The 16083-nt window shown below is 59.9% G+C and carries 20 protein-coding genes; 14 read left to right on the top strand and 6 right to left on the bottom strand.

What is annotated here, in order from left to right; genetic code table 11:
- Positions 1-68: 68 nt before the first annotated feature.
- The 3 genes from B9Z43_RS06460 to B9Z43_RS06470 are packed head-to-tail and all read right to left on the bottom strand — an operon-like array spanning position 69 to position 1467.
- Positions 69-494 carry a type II toxin-antitoxin system VapC family toxin gene (locus B9Z43_RS06460; RefSeq protein ID WP_108323879.1) on the bottom strand — a complete coding sequence of 142 codons (426 nt, stop codon included), beginning with the start codon at positions 492-494 and terminating at the stop codon, positions 69-71.
- Positions 491-730, bottom strand: a complete 240-nt coding sequence (locus B9Z43_RS06465) for a plasmid stability protein (protein WP_108323881.1) — start codon at positions 728-730, stop codon at positions 491-493. Before B9Z43_RS06465 ends, B9Z43_RS06460 begins: the two co-directional genes overlap by 4 nt.
- A 56-nt stretch (positions 731-786) precedes the next feature.
- A complete protein-coding gene (locus B9Z43_RS06470; protein WP_108323883.1) occupies positions 787-1467 on the bottom strand; it encodes a metallophosphoesterase in 681 nt (226 codons plus the stop codon).
- Between the two features lie 88 nt (positions 1468-1555).
- Between B9Z43_RS06470 and B9Z43_RS06475 the strand changes: the two genes are divergently transcribed.
- On the top strand, positions 1556-2167 hold the full coding sequence (locus B9Z43_RS06475) for a PolC-type DNA polymerase III (RefSeq protein ID WP_108323885.1): 612 nt from the start codon (positions 1556-1558) through the stop codon (positions 2165-2167).
- Between the two features lies 1 nt (position 2168).
- Here the strand turns inward: B9Z43_RS06475 and B9Z43_RS06480 are convergent, their stop codons facing one another.
- Positions 2169-3215 (bottom strand): TadG family pilus assembly protein, encoded by a 1047-nt coding sequence (locus B9Z43_RS06480; protein ID WP_108323887.1) that lies wholly within the window; start codon positions 3213-3215, stop codon positions 2169-2171.
- The gene (locus tag B9Z43_RS06485; protein WP_233250029.1) at positions 3212-3646 is read right to left on the bottom strand and encodes a TadE/TadG family type IV pilus assembly protein; all 435 of its coding nucleotides are present in this window, start codon (positions 3644-3646) and stop codon (positions 3212-3214) included. The genes B9Z43_RS06480 and B9Z43_RS06485 overlap by 4 nt, the downstream gene beginning before the upstream one ends.
- 280 nt (positions 3647-3926) lie before the next feature.
- Between B9Z43_RS06485 and B9Z43_RS06490 the strand changes: the two genes are divergently transcribed.
- Genes B9Z43_RS06490 through B9Z43_RS06530 form a run of 10 tightly spaced genes read left to right on the top strand, consistent with a single transcriptional unit; the run spans position 3927 to position 11810 of the window.
- Positions 3927-4115 carry a Flp family type IVb pilin gene (locus B9Z43_RS06490; RefSeq protein ID WP_108323891.1) on the top strand — a complete coding sequence of 63 codons (189 nt, stop codon included), beginning with the start codon at positions 3927-3929 and terminating at the stop codon, positions 4113-4115.
- A 28-nt stretch (positions 4116-4143) separates the two neighbouring features.
- On the top strand, positions 4144-4680 hold the full coding sequence (locus B9Z43_RS06495; RefSeq protein WP_108323893.1) for a prepilin peptidase: 537 nt from the start codon (positions 4144-4146) through the stop codon (positions 4678-4680).
- A gap of 22 nt (positions 4681-4702) precedes the next feature.
- Entirely contained in the window at positions 4703-5569 is an 867-nt protein-coding gene (cpaB, locus tag B9Z43_RS06500) for a Flp pilus assembly protein CpaB (RefSeq protein WP_199222259.1), read from the top strand.
- 3 nt (positions 5570-5572) lie between these two features.
- The gene (locus B9Z43_RS06505) at positions 5573-6538 is read left to right on the top strand and encodes a type II and III secretion system protein family protein (RefSeq protein ID WP_233250028.1); all 966 of its coding nucleotides are present in this window, start codon (positions 5573-5575) and stop codon (positions 6536-6538) included.
- Complete coding sequence (locus B9Z43_RS17360; RefSeq protein ID WP_233250027.1) at positions 6529-6975, top strand: hypothetical protein; 447 nt, start codon at positions 6529-6531, stop codon at positions 6973-6975. Before B9Z43_RS06505 ends, B9Z43_RS17360 begins: the two co-directional genes overlap by 10 nt.
- Positions 6972-7289, top strand: a complete 318-nt coding sequence (locus B9Z43_RS06510) for a hypothetical protein (protein WP_108323895.1) — start codon at positions 6972-6974, stop codon at positions 7287-7289. The genes B9Z43_RS17360 and B9Z43_RS06510 overlap by 4 nt, the downstream gene beginning before the upstream one ends.
- Positions 7290-7297: 8 nt before the next feature.
- Positions 7298-8479: an AAA family ATPase gene (locus B9Z43_RS06515; protein ID WP_108323897.1), complete on the top strand. Its 1182-nt coding sequence runs from the start codon at positions 7298-7300 to the stop codon at positions 8477-8479.
- Entirely contained in the window at positions 8472-9872 is a 1401-nt protein-coding gene (locus B9Z43_RS06520; RefSeq protein WP_108323899.1) for a CpaF family protein, read from the top strand. Before B9Z43_RS06515 ends, B9Z43_RS06520 begins: the two co-directional genes overlap by 8 nt.
- The gene (locus B9Z43_RS06525; protein WP_108323901.1) at positions 9869-10846 is read left to right on the top strand and encodes a type II secretion system F family protein; all 978 of its coding nucleotides are present in this window, start codon (positions 9869-9871) and stop codon (positions 10844-10846) included. Before B9Z43_RS06520 ends, B9Z43_RS06525 begins: the two co-directional genes overlap by 4 nt.
- A gap of 13 nt (positions 10847-10859) precedes the next feature.
- Positions 10860-11810, top strand: a complete 951-nt coding sequence (locus tag B9Z43_RS06530; protein WP_108323903.1) for a type II secretion system F family protein — start codon at positions 10860-10862, stop codon at positions 11808-11810.
- A 15-nt stretch (positions 11811-11825) separates the two neighbouring features.
- On the opposite strand, the gene B9Z43_RS06535 is transcribed toward B9Z43_RS06530, so the two are convergent.
- Positions 11826-12437: a hypothetical protein gene (locus B9Z43_RS06535; protein WP_233253950.1), complete on the bottom strand. Its 612-nt coding sequence runs from the start codon at positions 12435-12437 to the stop codon at positions 11826-11828.
- Positions 12438-12614: 177 nt separating this feature from the next.
- Between B9Z43_RS06535 and phaP the strand changes: the two genes are divergently transcribed.
- The 3 genes from phaP (at position 12615) to B9Z43_RS06550 (ending at position 16083) form a co-directional block, all read left to right on the top strand.
- Complete coding sequence (gene phaP / locus B9Z43_RS06540) at positions 12615-13172, top strand: TIGR01841 family phasin (protein ID WP_108323907.1); 558 nt, start codon at positions 12615-12617, stop codon at positions 13170-13172.
- Between the two features lie 75 nt (positions 13173-13247).
- The gene (locus B9Z43_RS06545; protein WP_108324147.1) at positions 13248-14036 is read left to right on the top strand and encodes an enoyl-CoA hydratase/isomerase family protein; all 789 of its coding nucleotides are present in this window, start codon (positions 13248-13250) and stop codon (positions 14034-14036) included.
- Between the two features lie 7 nt (positions 14037-14043).
- Entirely contained in the window at positions 14044-16083 is a 2040-nt protein-coding gene (locus B9Z43_RS06550) for a TonB-dependent receptor (RefSeq protein WP_108323909.1), read from the top strand.

The following is a 16083-nucleotide window of genomic DNA, read 5'->3' on the forward strand; positions in this document are numbered from 1 at the left end:
CGTGTGTTTGTGTACCAGGGCTTTGCCTGGGTTACCTCGCAGAAATCAAAAGCCAGAGATAGGCTTCGTCAATGCCTGACCGTCCAAGGATTGATCGCGGTCAGCCCCGCCGCTTCAAAGGGACTGGCATCGCGGGTGGCCACGATGAAGCCATGGCGCTTTGCGGTGGCGGCGATGTAGCCGTCCGCTGTCGAGATGGCCTTGCCTTGCGTGCGTGCCATCGACAGGATGTTCGCATAAGTTTGCGATGCGGCTGCGTCAAAGGGCAGGATTCGATCAGCGAACAACGGCAGTATGCGTTGCTCCAGGCCCAGCTGCAGGGTCTCTTTGCGTTTGCCCGCTGGCAGGGCAGCGATGCCAAAACGCAATTCGGCCAGGCTGATGGCGGACAGGTAAAGGGTGTCGATGGATTGCGCGTCGATCCACGCCAAAACGCCGGCATCCGCTGACAGCTTCAGCGGTTCAGAGATGACGTTGGTGTCGAGCAGGATCATTCAAACACCATGGGTTTTGCAGGTGTTTTGTCGCGCTCAATGGCCAAGTCAAAGCCGCCAGCTTGTCGGCCAATTTCGGCCAGCAGCGATCCCAGTTGGATGCGCCCTTGCGGGCGGGCAGCTTGCTCCAGAATGGCGCGCACTTCGGCTTCTGTGCTGCGTCCCGCCAATGCGGCACGCTGTCTCAGAGCTCTGTGGGTTTCTTCGGGCAAATTGCGGATGGTGATGGACGACATGGCGTGGTCTCCTTGGGATAGGTGTCAATGATATCAAAATCAAAATTTGATATCAATCAACCCACCTTCTCCACCACCATCACCCCCCGCAGCCCCACCCCAAAGCTCTTGAAGCCTTGCGCATCCCAGCGTGCGCTGCTGTCGATGCAGTCGTGTTGGTGGCCGTGCACCGTGGTGTGCACGCCCATGCGGCGGGCCAGTGTGTCCAGCACTTCAAAGCCATAGGCGTGGTAGCCGGGGGCTTCGTGGGTGATCAGGATGTCGGCTTGCTGTGCGGCCAGTTGTTCCACTTCGTCGGGGTAGATGCTGGACCAGTGTTTGAGGTGTGCGCTGCCTTGCCAGCGGTCTTGGCGCGGGGTTTTGCGGGTGTGCTCGTCGCGGTTGCGGTATTGGGCAGGGCGCGTGTTTTTGGGGTACCACACCGCCCCGCGAAACACGCCGCCCAGCCCAGCTATGCGTGTGCCGCATGGCAGTGTGACCACGCGGCCATGGATGTGCCGCTCGGCCAGCTCGGGGTGCCACACGTTGACAAAGGTGTCTTCGCTGTCCGTGTCGTGGTTGCCGTGGATGAACCAGACGCGCTCCCAAATGGCCTCCAGCTCCATGTGCAGCGGCCGCGCAGGCTCCAGGTCGCCCAGCAAGATGACGGCGCGGGCCTGCGTTTGCTCGGCCGCATCGATGATGTGCTGCCATTGGCCGTGGGGGTCGCCACAGAAGAGGATGGGGCCGGGGTGCATGGGCTTGGATGGAAGAATGGGTGCTGTGTTGTACCACCGTTGTTCGGTTACCCTTGGACGCTTCGCGATTGTGCTCACTTCCATTGCCATGTCTTCCATCGCCGTCATCGACTTTGAAACCACGGGCATCTCGCCCAATATGGGCGACCGCGCCACCGAGGTAGCGGTGGTGTTGCTGGAAAACGGCCAGGTGGTGGACCGTTACCAGAGCCTGATGAATGCGGGGGTGCGGGTCAACAGTTTCATCACCCAGTTGACCGGCATCACCAACGAGATGGTGCAAGCCGCGCCGCCGGCCGAGCAGGTCATGCGCGAGGCGGCCAGTTTTGTGGGCGGGCGGCCCATGGTGGCGCACAACGCTGCCTTTGACAAAAAGTTTTGGCAGGCCGAGCTGGCCCGCTGCGGGCAAGACGGTTCGCACGCGTTTGCTTGCACTTTGCTGCTGTCGCGGCGTTTGTATCCGCAAGCGCTCAACCACAAGCTGGGCACGCTGGCGGCTATGCACCACTTGCCTTCGTCAGGCCGTGCGCACCGGGCCTTGGCCGATGCCGAGATGGCCGCGCATTTGCTGGCGCAGATGCAGCACGACCTGAAAACCCGCCATGGCTGCACCCAGCCGGACCATGCTTTGCTGATGGGCCTTCAGCGCACCAGCCGCCAGATGGTGGGCCCTTACCTCAAGCGGCTGGCAGAGGCTTGACTCACTTGAACAAACTCGGCGGCGAGACCACGCCGTAGTTGGGGCCGATGCCTGTGCCCCAAGGGGCTTTGCACTTGGTGCTCATTTCGACCTGGATGTATTTGCTGCCCTGGTTGGCGTCCAGAACATGCAGGCACGCAAAGGCCATGATCGGTGCGCGTGCATGTGCGGTGACAGTGTCCACTGTGGGGATCACCACGTACTCGCAGCTCTTGTCGCCTTGTTTGCTGCATTGTTTAACGGTGCCGAACAGCGCAGCTTTGGCACCGGTCTGGATCCAGATGGATTGCCCAATGCTCAGGTCCACGGGGTTGCCGTCTTCGATCAGCTCTTTGATGTCCGACGTGCTGTTGGAGTCGTCCAGCAAAGAGGTCCACTGACCCGATGCGCAGGTGGCGTAGTGGTAGTCGCTGCCGATCCTGAAAACATAGGGCTTGCCTGTCGTTGGGTCAATTTTGGGGCCCGCAGGTGTGGCGTTGAAATTCCAGTAGGTGTCGTACAGGCATTGCGCGATCACCATGGGGAACACGCCGCCGGGCAAGATGGTGCTGGGGCTGGACAAGCCCGCCACGGCGGTGGCCTGCATGGGGCGCGACAAGATGCCCCAATACCGCGCAAAAAAAGTGGGCACTTCGCCGTCATTGGTGTTGACCGCTTTGGCCACGGTGACTTGAATGGCGGGGGCATCGTAGGCCTTTGGCACCATGGGCAGCGCTTGCAGCACTTTAGGTGTGTCCACCAAGCTCCAGTAGCCGGTGGCCACGGTGCCGGTTTTCAGGGCGGTGCCCGAGGCGGTGTTGCGGGTGATGGCTGTTTGCGCCTTTTGGGTGGCCAGGCTCCAGTTGGGCGTGGCGTTGGTGCCGTCAAAAAAATAGTTTGCGCCCGCCAGTGCGGCCGAGTCGGCGTCGTTTTGCATTTCGTTGCGCACGATTTGCAAATACACCAGGTCAATGGCCAAGGCGGCCAGTCCCAAGAAGATGGGCAGCAAGAAGGCCACCATCAGGCTCACCGAGCCGCGTTGCGATTGGGTGTGTGGGCGAGTGCTCATTCGTTCACCATCGATGTGCTGCTGGTCAAAACAATGGGCGAGCCCAATGCGCCCAGCATGGTGCCCACGCCCAAGCCTTTGAAGGTGTAGCTCACCGTCACGCGCAAGGCGTTCGGAAAACTGGCGGGGTTGGATTGGACGACGGTGACGGTGGGCACTGTCGCGGTGCCCAAAGAGATCAAGCTGCCATTGGTGTAGTTCAACACCACCGCACGGATTTGGGCGTCCGTCATCTTGGGGGAACTCAGCACGATGCCAGCCCGTGCGCCTTCGCGGCTGGCGTTGGTGAGGATGGCTTTGTCGTACAGCGCCAGGCTCAGTTCGATCATGCCGAAAAACACCAGCAGCAAGATCGGCAGGATGAGGGCGAATTCGACGGCGGCAGCGCCTTGCTGTGCCTGCCGCCGGATGAGCATATGACGTGGGTGCATGTGTCTTCTCCGTGTGCGTGCAAGGCCCCTGTGGCCATGCGTGGATCAGGCACCTTAGGCCACCTGCGCCCGCCATTCGGTGTGCACGCACACACAGCATCACAAAAAAACAAACCGCCAACAGCGGCTTGAAGGCCTGCTGCACAGATGCATGGTCTTGGTGTGATGGAGCACAGACCCAAGCCATTTCGATTTTTAAAGTTGCTCCACGGTGTCTGGAAATTCATTCAGGACCGGCGTGATCCATCACGTTTCATCACTTTTGATTTGGAGTTCCATCATGAAAAACTGGACAACAGCTGTAACGCAATTTTTGAACGACGAGTCTGGCGCGACAGCCATTGAATATGGCTTGATCGCGGGCTTGATTTCGGTGGTCATCGCCGTAGCGGTCACGGGCATTGGTACCAAGTTGGTCACCATCTTTGAAACGATCGCCACCAAGCTGACTCCCGCACCCGCAGCTTGATGCGTGTGTGAAACACCGAGAGCGCACCATGCCAACCCTCCATACGCAGACACAAGGCCTTTGGGTATTGGGCTTGGTCTTGCTGATCGCCATGTGGAAAGACATGACGCAACGCAAGATCCCCAATGCCTTGCTGGTCGTCGCCACCGCCTATGCCTTGCTGTGGTCCACGACCGCAGGCGGTGTGGGCCTGACGTCTGCGCTGGTGGGGGGTGTGGTGGCGCTGTTGGTGTTTGTGGTGTTCTACGCCATCGGGGCCATGGGCGCCGGTGACGTCAAGCTCATGGCCACCGTGGGCTTGTTCCTGGGGCGCGCCGATGTGATGGGCCTGTGCATCACCGTGCTGATTGCCGGTGGGGTGCAGTCACTCATCTGGGCCTTGTGGAAGGCGCGCCTGCAGGAAGTTTTGCGCAGCACTTGGCAGACCTTGTGCAACGGCATGTTTTCACTGGCCTGCGGCGATGTGCCCAACCGCCAGGACATGCCCACCGTGCACGGTTCCATGCCTTATGCCTTGGCCATCGGTGCGGGGACGTTCGTGCACCTGTATGGGCCAACTTGGTAACGCCCTAGAGAAAGATAAAAAAATGAGAAACATACGCGTCGTGGTGATGCTGCTCCTGGCCGTTGGCTTAGGGCTTGCAGCTGTGGTCATGGCCGCCATTTGGCTCAACAGCAAGTCCTCTGTGTTGACCAGCCATGTGGTGGTGAGCAAAGAGGATTTGCAAATCGGCACACGATTGCAGCCGAACATGGTGGAGGTGGTGGATTGGCCCAGCACCAGTCCGATCAAGAACCCCATGACCTCGGTGCAGCAGGCCTCAGACCGCGTGGTCAATGTGCCTGTCTTCAAAGGCGAGCCGATCTTGATGTCCAAGTTGGCAGCCGTTGGCGAGACCGGTGGCTTGTCGGCGGTGCTGCATGAGGGCCGTCGTGCCGTGACGGTGAAGGTCAACGAAATTGTGGGCGTCGCCGGGTTTGCCTTGCCCGGAACTTTTGTGGATGTGATGGTCAACACCGTGGACACGCAAAACAGCGCGGTCTCCAAGATCGTCATTGAGCGCATCAAGGTGCTGGCGGTGGCGCAAGACGTTTCCAATTTGGAGACCAAGCCCAAAATCGTCAATGCCGTCACGCTGGAAGTGACGCCCGCGCAGGCCGAAAAAATCGACTTGGCGCGCAGCGTGGGTTCTTTGTCTTTGGTGTTGCGCAGCCAGGTGGACATGCAAAGCGTCTCGACCCTTGGGGCGCGCAAGAACGATTTGCTCCAAGGCAGCGAAAGCCCATCGGCGCTTTTGATGGGGCCATTGAGCAGTGCGGTGTCCAACATCAAGACCCAGGTGGCCAAGCTGAGCACTCAGCCTGCACTGGCAACAAGCCAAGCCAGACAAAAAACCGCCCCCATGACAGACACGACAGAAGTCATTCGCGGACTGAAAAAAACCACGGAGTAAAAGATGAAGTTCCCTCAAACCCGCAATCAAACGCAAACGGTTAGCAGACCCTTCTGGGGTCAAGGGCCTGTGGCGCTGGCCTGTCTTTGGGCTGGCATGGTCTGTGCCGCAGAGCCTTCCGGGGCAAACACCACAGGCAAAGCAGCTTTGCTTGGCAACAAAGCCACCGTGGTGGCCTCCAGCGGTCATGGCCCCGTGCAGGTTGAAGCGCCTGTGCGTCTGACCGCCGGCAAATCGATGGTCATGGGCTTGTCCGAGAAGGCGGTTCGCATCTCGATTGCCAACCCCGATGTGGCCGACGTCATGTTGGTGAATCCTAAAGAGGTGTATTTGTTGGGCAAGAAAACGGGCACGACCAACTTGTTTGTCTGGTCTGCGGGGGGTGCCACCAGTTTGCGCGATGTGATGGTGAATGTGGACACGGCTGCTTTGCAGTTGAAGCTGCGCGAATGGGTGCCCACGGCCGGTGGCGTGAGTGTGGATTCGGTGGCCGACACTTTGGTGGTGCGAGGACAGGTGAGCGATGCCCTGAAGGCGCAGCGCATCATGGGCTTGGCCGATGCGTTTTCGGGGGGCAAAAAGGCCATCAACATGTTGCGTGTGGAAGGTGGGCAACAGGTGATGCTGGAGGTCAAGGTGGCCGAGGTGTCCAAGACCTTGCTGGAAGACTTGGGCGTGGACCTGAACATCACGCGCAGCATGGGCGGGGCCTCGGTGAATTTGTTGTCGCAGTTGTTGACCAGTGGCTCGACCACCATCACCAGCACCCGGACGGGCAACAACGTTGCTTTGACGGCCGAGATGAAAAAAGGGCTGGTCAAAGTCTTGGCCGAGCCGACCATCACTGCGGTCAATGGTCAGGAAGGCGCGTTCTTGGCGGGCGGGCGGATTTACATTCCCGTGCCGCAATCGAACGGTTTGGGGGGGCTTCGATCGTTCTGGAGGAAAAAGAGTTTGGCGTGGGCCTGAAGTTTTTGCCCACGGTGCTCGAGGATGGCTTGATCAATTTGCGTGTCACGCCCGAAGTTTCCGAGTTGTCTCAATATGGCACCACGATCCAAAGCCCCGGCGGGCAAATCAGTTTGCTGCCGTCCATCACGACACGGCGCGCATCGACCACGGTGCAGTTGCGCGATGGTGAGAGCTTCGCCATTGGCGGGCTGATCAAAAGCAATGTGACGGAGTCGATCAAGGCTTTGCCGCTGCTGGGCGAGTTGCCGGTCTTGGGCGCTTTGTTTCGCAGCACGGCGTTTCAAAAAGAGCAGTCGGAGTTGTTGTTTGTGGTGACGCCTCGTTTGGTCAAGCCGACAACAGCGCGGACGGCTCTGCCCACCGACAACTTCCGGCAACCCACACGCACCGAATTGTTCATTGACGGACAGCTGGAAGGAAAGGACAAGCCATGAAAAATTCACAAACACGGCGCTTGATGGGCGCATGCAAAGGCATGTTGTTGTGCGCACCGCTGATGCTGGGCGCTTGTGCCTCGTCGCTTTGGACGCCCGATGCCACGTTTGGCGAGGCTGTGCGGCAAGCGAAGCACACCCAGGTGCTGGACCCGGCTGCGCCCGCGAGTGCGCCTGGGGTTTCGGGCACCGATGCCGTGATCGCCAAGTCGGCGGTGGACCGGTATCAAAAATCTTTTGAAGTGCTGCCACTGCCCGTCAATGTGTTGAACATTGGTGTGGGCACCGGTGTTGGCGCTATGGGCGCGCGTTGAGGAACACCATGAATGCCGATTTGATTTTGTCCAATGCCGCTTTGGCCAAAGCGGTGGCGGTGAGCTTGGCTGCCGCAGGCATTGAGGTGCACACCCAAAGTTTGAGGCAGCCGGTGCATGCCCTCGATTTGGCCGATTTGGTCGGTGATGTGCTGATTGTGGAGAGTTCGAAGTTCCATGAGATGGCGGATCTCAAGGCGCTCGAAGCCTTGACGTTCAACCGTCCCCAGTTGTATGTGATTTTGATCACGGACAACGCCGACAAGACTTTGCTGTTTGGCGCGATGCGCGCTGGGGTTCGCGAGGTGTTGAATTTGCCATTGGCCGATGACGCGCTCAGCGAAGCCTTCAAACGCTGTGCTTCTCACCAAATCAAGCTTCAGGAGTCGCCTGACAATGTCAGATCCAGGGGCAAGATGGCGGCGTTTGTCTCGTGCAAAGGGGGAAATGGTGCCAGTTTTGTCGCCACGAACATGGCCTACCTGATGGCCAGCGAGTTCTCCAAATCCTGTGCTTTTCTGGATCTGGACTTGCAGTATGGCGACGCTTCTTTTTACTTGGGTGGCGGCAGCGTTAAAAACAACATCAGCGATTTGACGCAACAGATCGAGCGGCTCGATGGTCAGTTGTTGTTCAGTTGCATGCACCAGGTGGCCCCGGGCTTGGTGTTGTTGGCAGCACCACATGACATTGAAACGGCTTTGTCGGTGACCGCCAAGCAGCTTGAAAAAGTCTTGCAATTGGCCAGGCAAAGGTACGAGGTGGTCTTGCTGGACATCCACCGTGCAATGGACGGGCTGGCGATCCAGTCGCTGGACATGGCCGACGTGGTGTACCTGGTGATGGACAACACCATGCCTTCGGTGCGCGATGCGAAACGGCTGGTCAAGTTGTTCAGAACCCTGGCCTACAGCGATGAAAAATTGCGTGTGTTGGTCAACCGCTATAACAGCAAAGGGTTTGTCGACATCAAGAGCATTGAGGCGGCGATCGGTTTGCGGGTAACCCAGACATTGCCTGAGCATTTCGATGAGGTGAGTGAGTCCATCAACTTGGGGCAGCCTTTGGTGAAGATGCACCCCAAAAATCCGGTGGTCGATGCTTTGCGTTTGGTGGCGGCGAATTTCCTGCAAACAGAGCCACCTAAAAACAAGACGTGGCTGTCACGTTGGGTGGGCGCACATGCTTGAAAATCTAGCCGAAACCAGCGCTGTGCAAAGTGTGGCGCCGTCCAGCATTCGCCACCAGTTTGAAAACCGAACGGTGGATTTTCCGGGCTCGCATTCTGCGGGTGCCAGCAAGTTGTCGCATGCGCGCTTTGATCAGATCAAGTCGCAGATTCACCGGCAGATCCTCGAAGAGATGGACTTGCGCCGCTTGGAGAAGCTGCCTCCTGAGCGCTTGCGCGCAGAGCTCCAAAACCTGACCGAGAGTTTGATCGGGCAAAACCACTTTGCCTTGAATGAAGTGGAGCGCAAACAAATTGGCCAGGGCATTCAGGATGAAATGCTGGGCTTGGGGCCGATCGAGTCCTTGCTGGGCGATGGGACGGTCTCTGACATTTTGGTGAACGGGCCTTTCAAGGTGTATGTCGAGCGGCGCGGCAAGATCGAGTTGACGCCCATTCGTTTTGAAAACGATGGTCACCTTTTGCGCGTGATTGATCGGATCGTGTCGAGGATGGGGCGACGCATCGACGAGATGAGCCCCATGGTGGATGCGCGCCTGGCCGATGGGTCGCGGGTCAACGCGGTGATCCCGCCGCTGGCCATTGATGGGCCCTTGCTGTCGATTCGACGGTTTTCCGTGGTGCCTTACACCATGAAGGATTTGTTGGACTTTGGCACGATGACCCCCGACATGGCGTGTTTGATGGACGGCGTGATCAAGGCCAAGCTCAATGTGTTGATATCGGGCGGCACGGGCAGTGGCAAGACGACGTTGTTGAATGTGGTTTCCGCCAGCATTCCGCCGGACGAGCGGATCGTGACGATCGAGGATGCGGCCGAATTGCAGTTGCAACAACCGCATGTGGTGCGCATGGAAACCCGGCCGCCCAATATGGAGGGCGTGGGCGAGGTGTCGCAACGCGCATTGCTGCGCAACAGTTTGCGCATGCGACCGGACCGCATCATTTTGGGAGAGGTGCGGGGCGTGGAAGTGATGGACATGCTGCAGGCCATGAACACCGGCCATGAGGGCTCCATGAGCACCATCCATGCCAATACGCCGCGCCACGCCATGACCCGGCTGGAGCACATGTTGGGCATGGCGGGCATGCAGACCGACACGCGCAGCCTGCGCCAGCAAATTGCGGCCGCGCTGACGGTGGTGATTCAGGTCTCCCGCTTGTCCGACGGCAAACGAAAAATCACCAGCATGCAGGAGATCACGGGCATGGAGGGGGATGTCATCACCATGCAGGAAATTTTCAGGTACGAACAAATGGGCCTGTCGAGCGATGCACAAGTGCAAGGGCGTTTTGTGGCCACGGGTATCCGGCCAAGGTTTTTCCAGCGGCTGCACACACGCGGCATTGAACTGGACCCCGCGATGTTCACGATCGAAGGAGTGGCCCCATGAGTGGTTTTTTTTATGCACTGATCCTGTGCGTCGTCGGCGTGGCTGTGGCTTTGTTGGTGGCGGCTTTGATCATGACGTGGGATGCCACCATGGGCCCCGGGCGCAAACGCTTGAACGAGCGCTGGCGGGTGGTGTCCAAAGACGATGGCGCGGAGGCGGCTGTCCGCTTGTCGCAAAAGCGCCATTTGAGTGAAAACGCCGCTGTGCAGGCCTGGTTGCAGCAGAGTTCTTTCATCCGGGCGCTGGATCGCGTGCTGGTTCAGGCGGGTTTGCAGATCAGTTTGGCGCAGGCTTTTGGCTTGTTTTTGGTCTTCACGGTGTCGGGTGTTGCGGTGGCTTTTTTTGGCGGCGCACCTGTTTGGGCCTCACTCTTGCTCATGCCTGTGGTGTGGGTCTTGCTGGCTTGGTATGTGTTGTACCGAAAACGCCGGCGCCTGTTGCAGATTGACCTGCAGTTGCCCGCAGCACTGGAGATGATGGCTCGGGCCTTGCAAGTGGGGCATGCCTTGAGTGGGGCCTTGTTGATCGCGGCCAAAGAGTCCCGCGAGCCGATTGCCAGTGAGCTGCAAACGGTGTTTGATGAAATGAACTTCGGCATTTCTTTGCAGGTGGCCTTGCCTCATCTGGCCGAGCGCATCGCCAGCGACAGCGTGCGTTACTTTGTTGTGGCGGCCATGGTCCAGAGCGAAACGGGCGGTAATTTGGCCGATATTTTGAGGAACACCGCCTCATTGATCCGCGAGCGGCACAAGCTCATGGCCACCGTGAAAGTGTTGTCGGCTGAAGGGCGTTTGTCGGCGGTGATTTTGTCGGTGTTGCCGTTTGCCATTGCCGCCGTGCTCAGTTGGGTCAACCCTGCGTTCATTGGCAAGCTGTGGACCGACCCTTTGGGATTGAAGCTGCTGATGGGTTCTTTGGTCTTGGTGGTGGTGGGTGTCATCTGGATGCAGCGCCTCGTCAGTGTCCGTGTTTGAAGGAAAGGCGCCTATGTCCTGGATGCTCATTTTGATTTATGCCTGCGTGTTTGCGCTGGTGTGTGGTTTCAGTTATTGGGCCCTGAGCAGTTTGATGCCCAGCGGCATGACGCAGCGGCTGGCCAGCTTGCAAGACACGGCCCCGCCTGAGCGGCCTGCAAGCTGGCAAAAGTGGCTCGACAAGGTGCAGCAGGCCATGGCTTGGCTGGGGCCTTTGTCATCGGTTTCAGAGCCCGAAGACCCGGCACAAACCTTTCGTTTACGGCTGCGCTTTTACAACGCGGGCATCCATTCGCGTCTGGCGCCGTTGGTGTATCTGGCCAGCAAGACGGTGCTGACTTTTGCATTGCCTGGCATCGCGATGGGGGTGCTGTGGTACAGCCAAGTGAACTTGCCGCAAGCCATGGACATGGGGCTTGTGCTGGTGTGTGCCATATTGGGCTACTACTTGCCCAATGCCATCTTGGCGCATCTTGTGGCGCGTTACCAGCAAGCCTTGTTCAATGCTTTTCCGGATGCGCTCGATTTGATGCGCGTGTGTGTGCAGGCGGGTTTGGGGCTGGACGCGGCCATTGACCGTGTCGGGCATGAAATGCGTTTGAGCTGCGCCGAACTGTCCAGTGAATTCGAGCTGACCGGGCTCGAGTTGCGTGCGGGTGCCAGCCGAGCCGATGCGCTGCGCCATTTGTCCGCACGCATTGGCCTGGAAGATGTGGAGGCCTTGGTGGTGATGCTCATCCAGGCGGACATGCTGGGCACCAGCGTGCACGAGTCACTTCAAGTTCACTCGGAATCGCTGCGCACCAAGCGGCGGCTGTTGGCCGAAGAAACGGCGGCCAAGCTGCCCGTCAAGTTGTTGATCCCTTTGGTGTTTTGTGTGTTCCCGGCCTTGCTCACGGTTTTGTTGGGCCCGGCGGTGATCAGTGTCCAGGAAGTTCTGACGCCAACTGCGCAAGGGGCTTGAGCGCTCTGCCCAGGCTCAGCCTTGAACTACAGCCAGATACGCCTCGCGCGTTTCGGGGCTGACCGCTTCCAGCGCTTGTTCGTAGCGCGTTTGGTGCTGTTTGATCATGCGGGCCGAGGCGATGGTTTTGGATTTGCAAAACCAGTGGCAGCTGTGTTGCATCAAGAACATCTCGGCCATGATGCGAAATGCCCGCTCTTTGCTGGGCGTTGGCGTGTGTGCCATGGCGCGCTCGATGCCTTGCGCGTGCACGACCAGCAGGCGGCGCATGTCAAACGTGGCTTTGGGCGAGAGCTGGTCGATGAAGGGCAGCGCGATCTTGAAGCCGCGTGTCACCGGCGCAGCCAGTCGGCCGAATGCGGTGGCCAGGGCTTTGAATTCTTCGGCCAGCTGTTGCTCGGCCAGTTCTTGCAGTTGCAAGATCTGTTGTTGGCGTGCGGCCTCGGGCTCGGCCAGCGCGCGCATGTAGGCCTCGGTCAATTGGGCCATGTGCTTTTCGATCTGGTAGGGCCGCAATTGCTCGGCCAGCAAGGCGGTGCGTTGGCGTTGTCCCTGGCCGTTCAGCCAGTGGATGCCCACGCCCAACAAAAACAAAAGACTCAGAAGTTCCATACCTGTCCGCTTCATGGGCCTGATGGCCCGGTGCCCCAAGTGTAAAGAGCTGGGCCTGGCCGGGTATCTGTGCGCGGGCCCACCCCTTGATTTGGAGTGCCGCCTCTAAAGTGCGGGTTTTCCCTTGTGCCACCCCGCTGGCGGTGTTCAAATTGCTGCATTGCAACAAACAACCCTTTCAAGGAACACACCATGAACTTCAATGCTGACCAACTCGTCGCCGCTCAACAAGCCAACCTGAAGGCCGCTTCCGGCCTGTCGCAAACCGCTTTCGCTGGTTTCGAGCGCCTGGTCGAGCTGAACATGGCCGCTGGCAAAGCCGCTGTGGGTGAGTCTTTCGCCAACGCACAAGCCCTGTTCGCTGCCAAGAACCCCCAAGACATGTTGGCCGCTCAAGCCGCTTTGGTGCAGCCTGCTTTCGAAAAGGCCGTGTCTTATGGCCGTCACCTGACCGACATCGCCAACAGCACCGGCGCTGAGTTCACCAAGGCTGTCGAAGGCAAGTTCGCCGAGACCGAGCAAGCGGTCAAAAGCTTGGTCGAGAACAGCCTGAAGAACGCACCTGCTGGCTCTGACGCCGCTGTGGCCGCCATCAAAACCGCCATCGAAGCCGGTCAAAACGCCACTGAAACCCTGAAAAAAGTGGTCAAGCAAGCCGCTGACACCGCTGAGACCAACCTCAAGACCGCCACCGCCCAAGCAGAAGCTTCGGTCAAAGCCGCTCTGAGCAAAGCCAAAGCCAAGGCTTAATTCCCAAAGCACTCTCGCAGTGCTTTCTACAATCAAGGCGTCTTCGGACGCCTTTTTTGTTTCTGGATGCCCTTCATGCCCCCTGCGTTTGCCCACCCCTCTGCCCCTGTTTTGCACATCGAAGGCGGTGTGGCCACGATCACCCTGAACCGCCCAGCCCAGCGCAACCGGCTGGAAAACGGCGACCTGAAGACCTTGCTGGCGCAGTTTGAACAAGTCCATCAAAACGCCGATGTGCGCGTGCTGGTGCTGACGGCCAACACCGAAGGCCAGCCCAAGCCGGTGTTTTGCGCGGGCTATGACATCAGCGGTTTCAACGAGCCCGGCCATGGCTCGACGTTCTTTGAGGAAATCCCTGACGCACTGGCCAAGCTGCGGCCAGTGACGATTTGCGCTTTGAATGGCAGCGTGTACGGCGGTGCCACCGATGTGGTGCTGGCCTGCGACTTGCGCATTGGCCTGCAAGGCATCGAGTGGCGCATGCCCGCCACCGCGCTGGGCTTGCATTACTACCCCAGCGGTCTGCAGCGCTACGTCAGCCGTTTTGGCGTGGCGGGTGCCAAGCGTGCGTTTTTGACGGCGCGCCCTTTCTCGGCCGAGCAGCTCAACGCCATGGGCTTGTTCGAGGCCTTGGTGACGGACGCCGATTGGGCTGCGACCTTGGACGCGCTGGTTGGCGACATCCTGGCGCTGGCACCTTTGGCGGTGCAAGAGACCAAAAAGTCGATCAACGAAATCGCGGTGGGCCAGATGGACACCGATCGCCTGCGCGCACGCGAGCACATGACCAGCGACAGCGCCGACTTTGCCGAAGGCCGCGCAGCCTTTGCCGAGCGCCGCAAGCCGACATTTGTGGGCCGTTGACCGACCCATGGCCCACCCCATTGGCAGACTTTTGCTGGCCGCCACCGCGTGTGGCGCGTGCCTGTGCGCCAGCGTGCAAGCGCAGACGCTGGACACGGTGGTGATCCGCGCCGAGCTGGAAAACATGGAGGGCCTGGCCCGTTCGGCCAGCGAGGGCATTGTGTCGGGGGAGCGCTTGCGTGCCCTGCCCCTGCTGCGCCCCGGCGAGATCATGGAGATGGTGCCCGGCCTGATGGTCACCCAGCACGCGGGCGACGGCAAGGCCAACCAATATTTCTTGCGCGGCTTCAACCTGGACCACGGCACCGACTTCGCCACTTTTGTGGGCGGCATGCCGGTCAACATGCCCAGCCATGCGCACGGGCAGGGTTACACCGATCTGAATTTTCTGATCCCGGAGCTGGTCCAGAAGGTGCAGTACCGCAAGGGCCCCTACGACGCGCAAGACGGAGACTTCGCTTCGGCGGGCACGGCCCACATCGACTACTTGCGCAAGCTCGACAGCCCTTTGGCGCAAATCACGCTGGGGCAAGGCGGATTTCAGCGCACGCTGCTGGCGGGCTCGCCCACGCAGGGCAGCGGCAAGCTCTTGTATGCCTTGGAGGTCTTTCGCAACGATGGCCCTTGGCAAACGCCCGAGGATTACCGCAAGCGCAACGGGGTCTTGCGCTACAGCGAGGGCAGCACCGTCAGTGGTTATGCCCTCACCGCCATGGCCTACAAGGGGCAATGGACCTCGACCGATCAGGTGCCGCAACGCGCCATCGACCAAGGCTTGATCTCGCGCTTTGGCAGCTTGGACAGCACGAGCGGTGGCCAAACGCAGCGCTACAGCCTGTCGGGCGAATGGGCCTGGCTGCAAGGCGACACGCGCACCCGCGCCAATGCCTGGTGGCTGAAGTCATCGCTCGATTTGTGGTCCAACTTCCAGTATTGCCTGAGCGACCCCGTGACCGCTTGCCCCACTGGTGACCAGTTCATGCAGCGCGAGCAGCGCCAGGCCGTGGGCTTGTCGCTGTCGCAATCGGTGCCCGCGCAATGGGGCGACAAGGCGGTGGAGAACAGTTACGGCCTGCAGGCGCGGCAGGACAACATCGCGCCGATAGGCCTGTACGCCACCCGCGAACGCGTGGTGCTGAGCACCGTGCGGCAAGACCAGGTCTGGCAGCGCAGCACGGCGCTGTGGTTTCAGAGCGAAGTGCGTTGGCTGCCTTGGCTCAGAAGCATTGCGGGCCTGCGCGGCGATGCGTACCAGTTCGATGTGCAGTCGAGCTTGCCCGCCCATTCGGGGCAGACCAGCGCCCAGATGGTCTCGCCCAAGTTGGGCCTGGTGCTGGGGCCATGGGACAAGACCGAGGTCTACCTCAACCACGGTTATGGCTTCCATTCCAACGATGCGCGGGGCACCACCCAGCCGGTGGACGCGGTCAGCCCTTTGGTGCGCACCCGGGCCTCGGAAGTGGGTGTGCGCTGGAGCGTGATGCCCGACTGGAAATCGACCTTGTCGCTGTGGCAGCTCAAGACCGCGTCGGAGCTGCTGTTTGTGGGCGATGCGGGCACCACCGAGCCCTCGCGGCCATCGCGCCGCACCGGGCTCGAGTGGGGTCATTTTGCGCGGGTGGGTGAGCATGTGGCGCTGGATGCGGACTTGTCGTGGTCGCGTGCGCGCTTCACCGATGGCGATGCGGCTGGCCCCTTCGTGCCGGGCGCGGTCACGACCACGGCCAATCTGGGCGTGACGCTGGATGCCTGGGGGCCATGGTCGGCCTCTTTCAGGCTGCGCTACTTTGGGCCGCGCCCTTTGATCGAAGACAGCAGCGTTCAGTCGGCCTCGTCCCTGATCGGCAACTTGCGTGTGGCCTACCGTGTGGACCTTCGCAACCAGCTGAGTCTGGACGTGTTCAATGTGTTCAACACCCAGCGCAACGACATCGACTATTTCTACGAGTCCAGGCTCAAAGGCGAGCTGACCCCGGTGTGGGACCACCATGTGCACCCGGTCGAGCCCCGCATGCTGCGCCTGAGCTGGCGCCACCGGTTTGAATGA

It is taken from the genome of Limnohabitans sp. MMS-10A-192 (assembly GCF_003063335.1).
Taxonomy (GTDB): Bacteria; Pseudomonadota; Gammaproteobacteria; order Burkholderiales; family Burkholderiaceae_C; genus Limnohabitans_A.

What these genes read in the sequence shown, in the direction of transcription:
- B9Z43_RS06505 (WP_233250028.1), top strand. Translation starts at nt 5,573, where the DNA reads ATGAAGTTCCCTCAAACCCGCAATCAAACGCAAACGGTTAGCAGACCC.
- cpaB (WP_199222259.1), top strand. Translation starts at nt 4,703, where the DNA reads ATGAGAAACATACGCGTCGTGGTGATGCTGCTCCTGGCCGTTGGCTTA.
- B9Z43_RS06520 (WP_108323899.1), top strand. Translation starts at nt 8,472, where the DNA reads ATGCTTGAAAATCTAGCCGAAACCAGCGCTGTGCAAAGTGTGGCGCCG.
- B9Z43_RS06545 (WP_108324147.1), top strand. Translation starts at nt 13,248, where the DNA reads ATGCCCCCTGCGTTTGCCCACCCCTCTGCCCCTGTTTTGCACATCGAA.
- B9Z43_RS06535 (WP_233253950.1), bottom strand. Translation starts at nt 12,437, where the DNA reads ATGAAGCGGACAGGTATGGAACTTCTGAGTCTTTTGTTTTTGTTGGGC.
- B9Z43_RS06470 (WP_108323883.1), bottom strand. Translation starts at nt 1,467, where the DNA reads ATGCACCCCGGCCCCATCCTCTTCTGTGGCGACCCCCACGGCCAATGG.
- B9Z43_RS06475 (WP_108323885.1), top strand. Translation starts at nt 1,556, where the DNA reads ATGTCTTCCATCGCCGTCATCGACTTTGAAACCACGGGCATCTCGCCC.
- B9Z43_RS06485 (WP_233250029.1), bottom strand. Translation starts at nt 3,646, where the DNA reads ATGCACCCACGTCATATGCTCATCCGGCGGCAGGCACAGCAAGGCGCT.
- B9Z43_RS06460 (WP_108323879.1), bottom strand. Translation starts at nt 494, where the DNA reads ATGATCCTGCTCGACACCAACGTCATCTCTGAACCGCTGAAGCTGTCA.
- B9Z43_RS06465 (WP_108323881.1), bottom strand. Translation starts at nt 730, where the DNA reads ATGTCGTCCATCACCATCCGCAATTTGCCCGAAGAAACCCACAGAGCT.
- B9Z43_RS06550 (WP_108323909.1), top strand. Translation starts at nt 14,044, where the DNA reads ATGGCCCACCCCATTGGCAGACTTTTGCTGGCCGCCACCGCGTGTGGC.
- B9Z43_RS06525 (WP_108323901.1), top strand. Translation starts at nt 9,869, where the DNA reads ATGAGTGGTTTTTTTTATGCACTGATCCTGTGCGTCGTCGGCGTGGCT.
- phaP (WP_108323907.1), top strand. Translation starts at nt 12,615, where the DNA reads ATGAACTTCAATGCTGACCAACTCGTCGCCGCTCAACAAGCCAACCTG.
- B9Z43_RS06530 (WP_108323903.1), top strand. Translation starts at nt 10,860, where the DNA reads ATGTCCTGGATGCTCATTTTGATTTATGCCTGCGTGTTTGCGCTGGTG.
- B9Z43_RS06490 (WP_108323891.1), top strand. Translation starts at nt 3,927, where the DNA reads ATGAAAAACTGGACAACAGCTGTAACGCAATTTTTGAACGACGAGTCT.
- B9Z43_RS06480 (WP_108323887.1), bottom strand. Translation starts at nt 3,215, where the DNA reads ATGAGCACTCGCCCACACACCCAATCGCAACGCGGCTCGGTGAGCCTG.
- B9Z43_RS06515 (WP_108323897.1), top strand. Translation starts at nt 7,298, where the DNA reads ATGAATGCCGATTTGATTTTGTCCAATGCCGCTTTGGCCAAAGCGGTG.
- B9Z43_RS06495 (WP_108323893.1), top strand. Translation starts at nt 4,144, where the DNA reads ATGCCAACCCTCCATACGCAGACACAAGGCCTTTGGGTATTGGGCTTG.
- B9Z43_RS06510 (WP_108323895.1), top strand. Translation starts at nt 6,972, where the DNA reads ATGAAAAATTCACAAACACGGCGCTTGATGGGCGCATGCAAAGGCATG.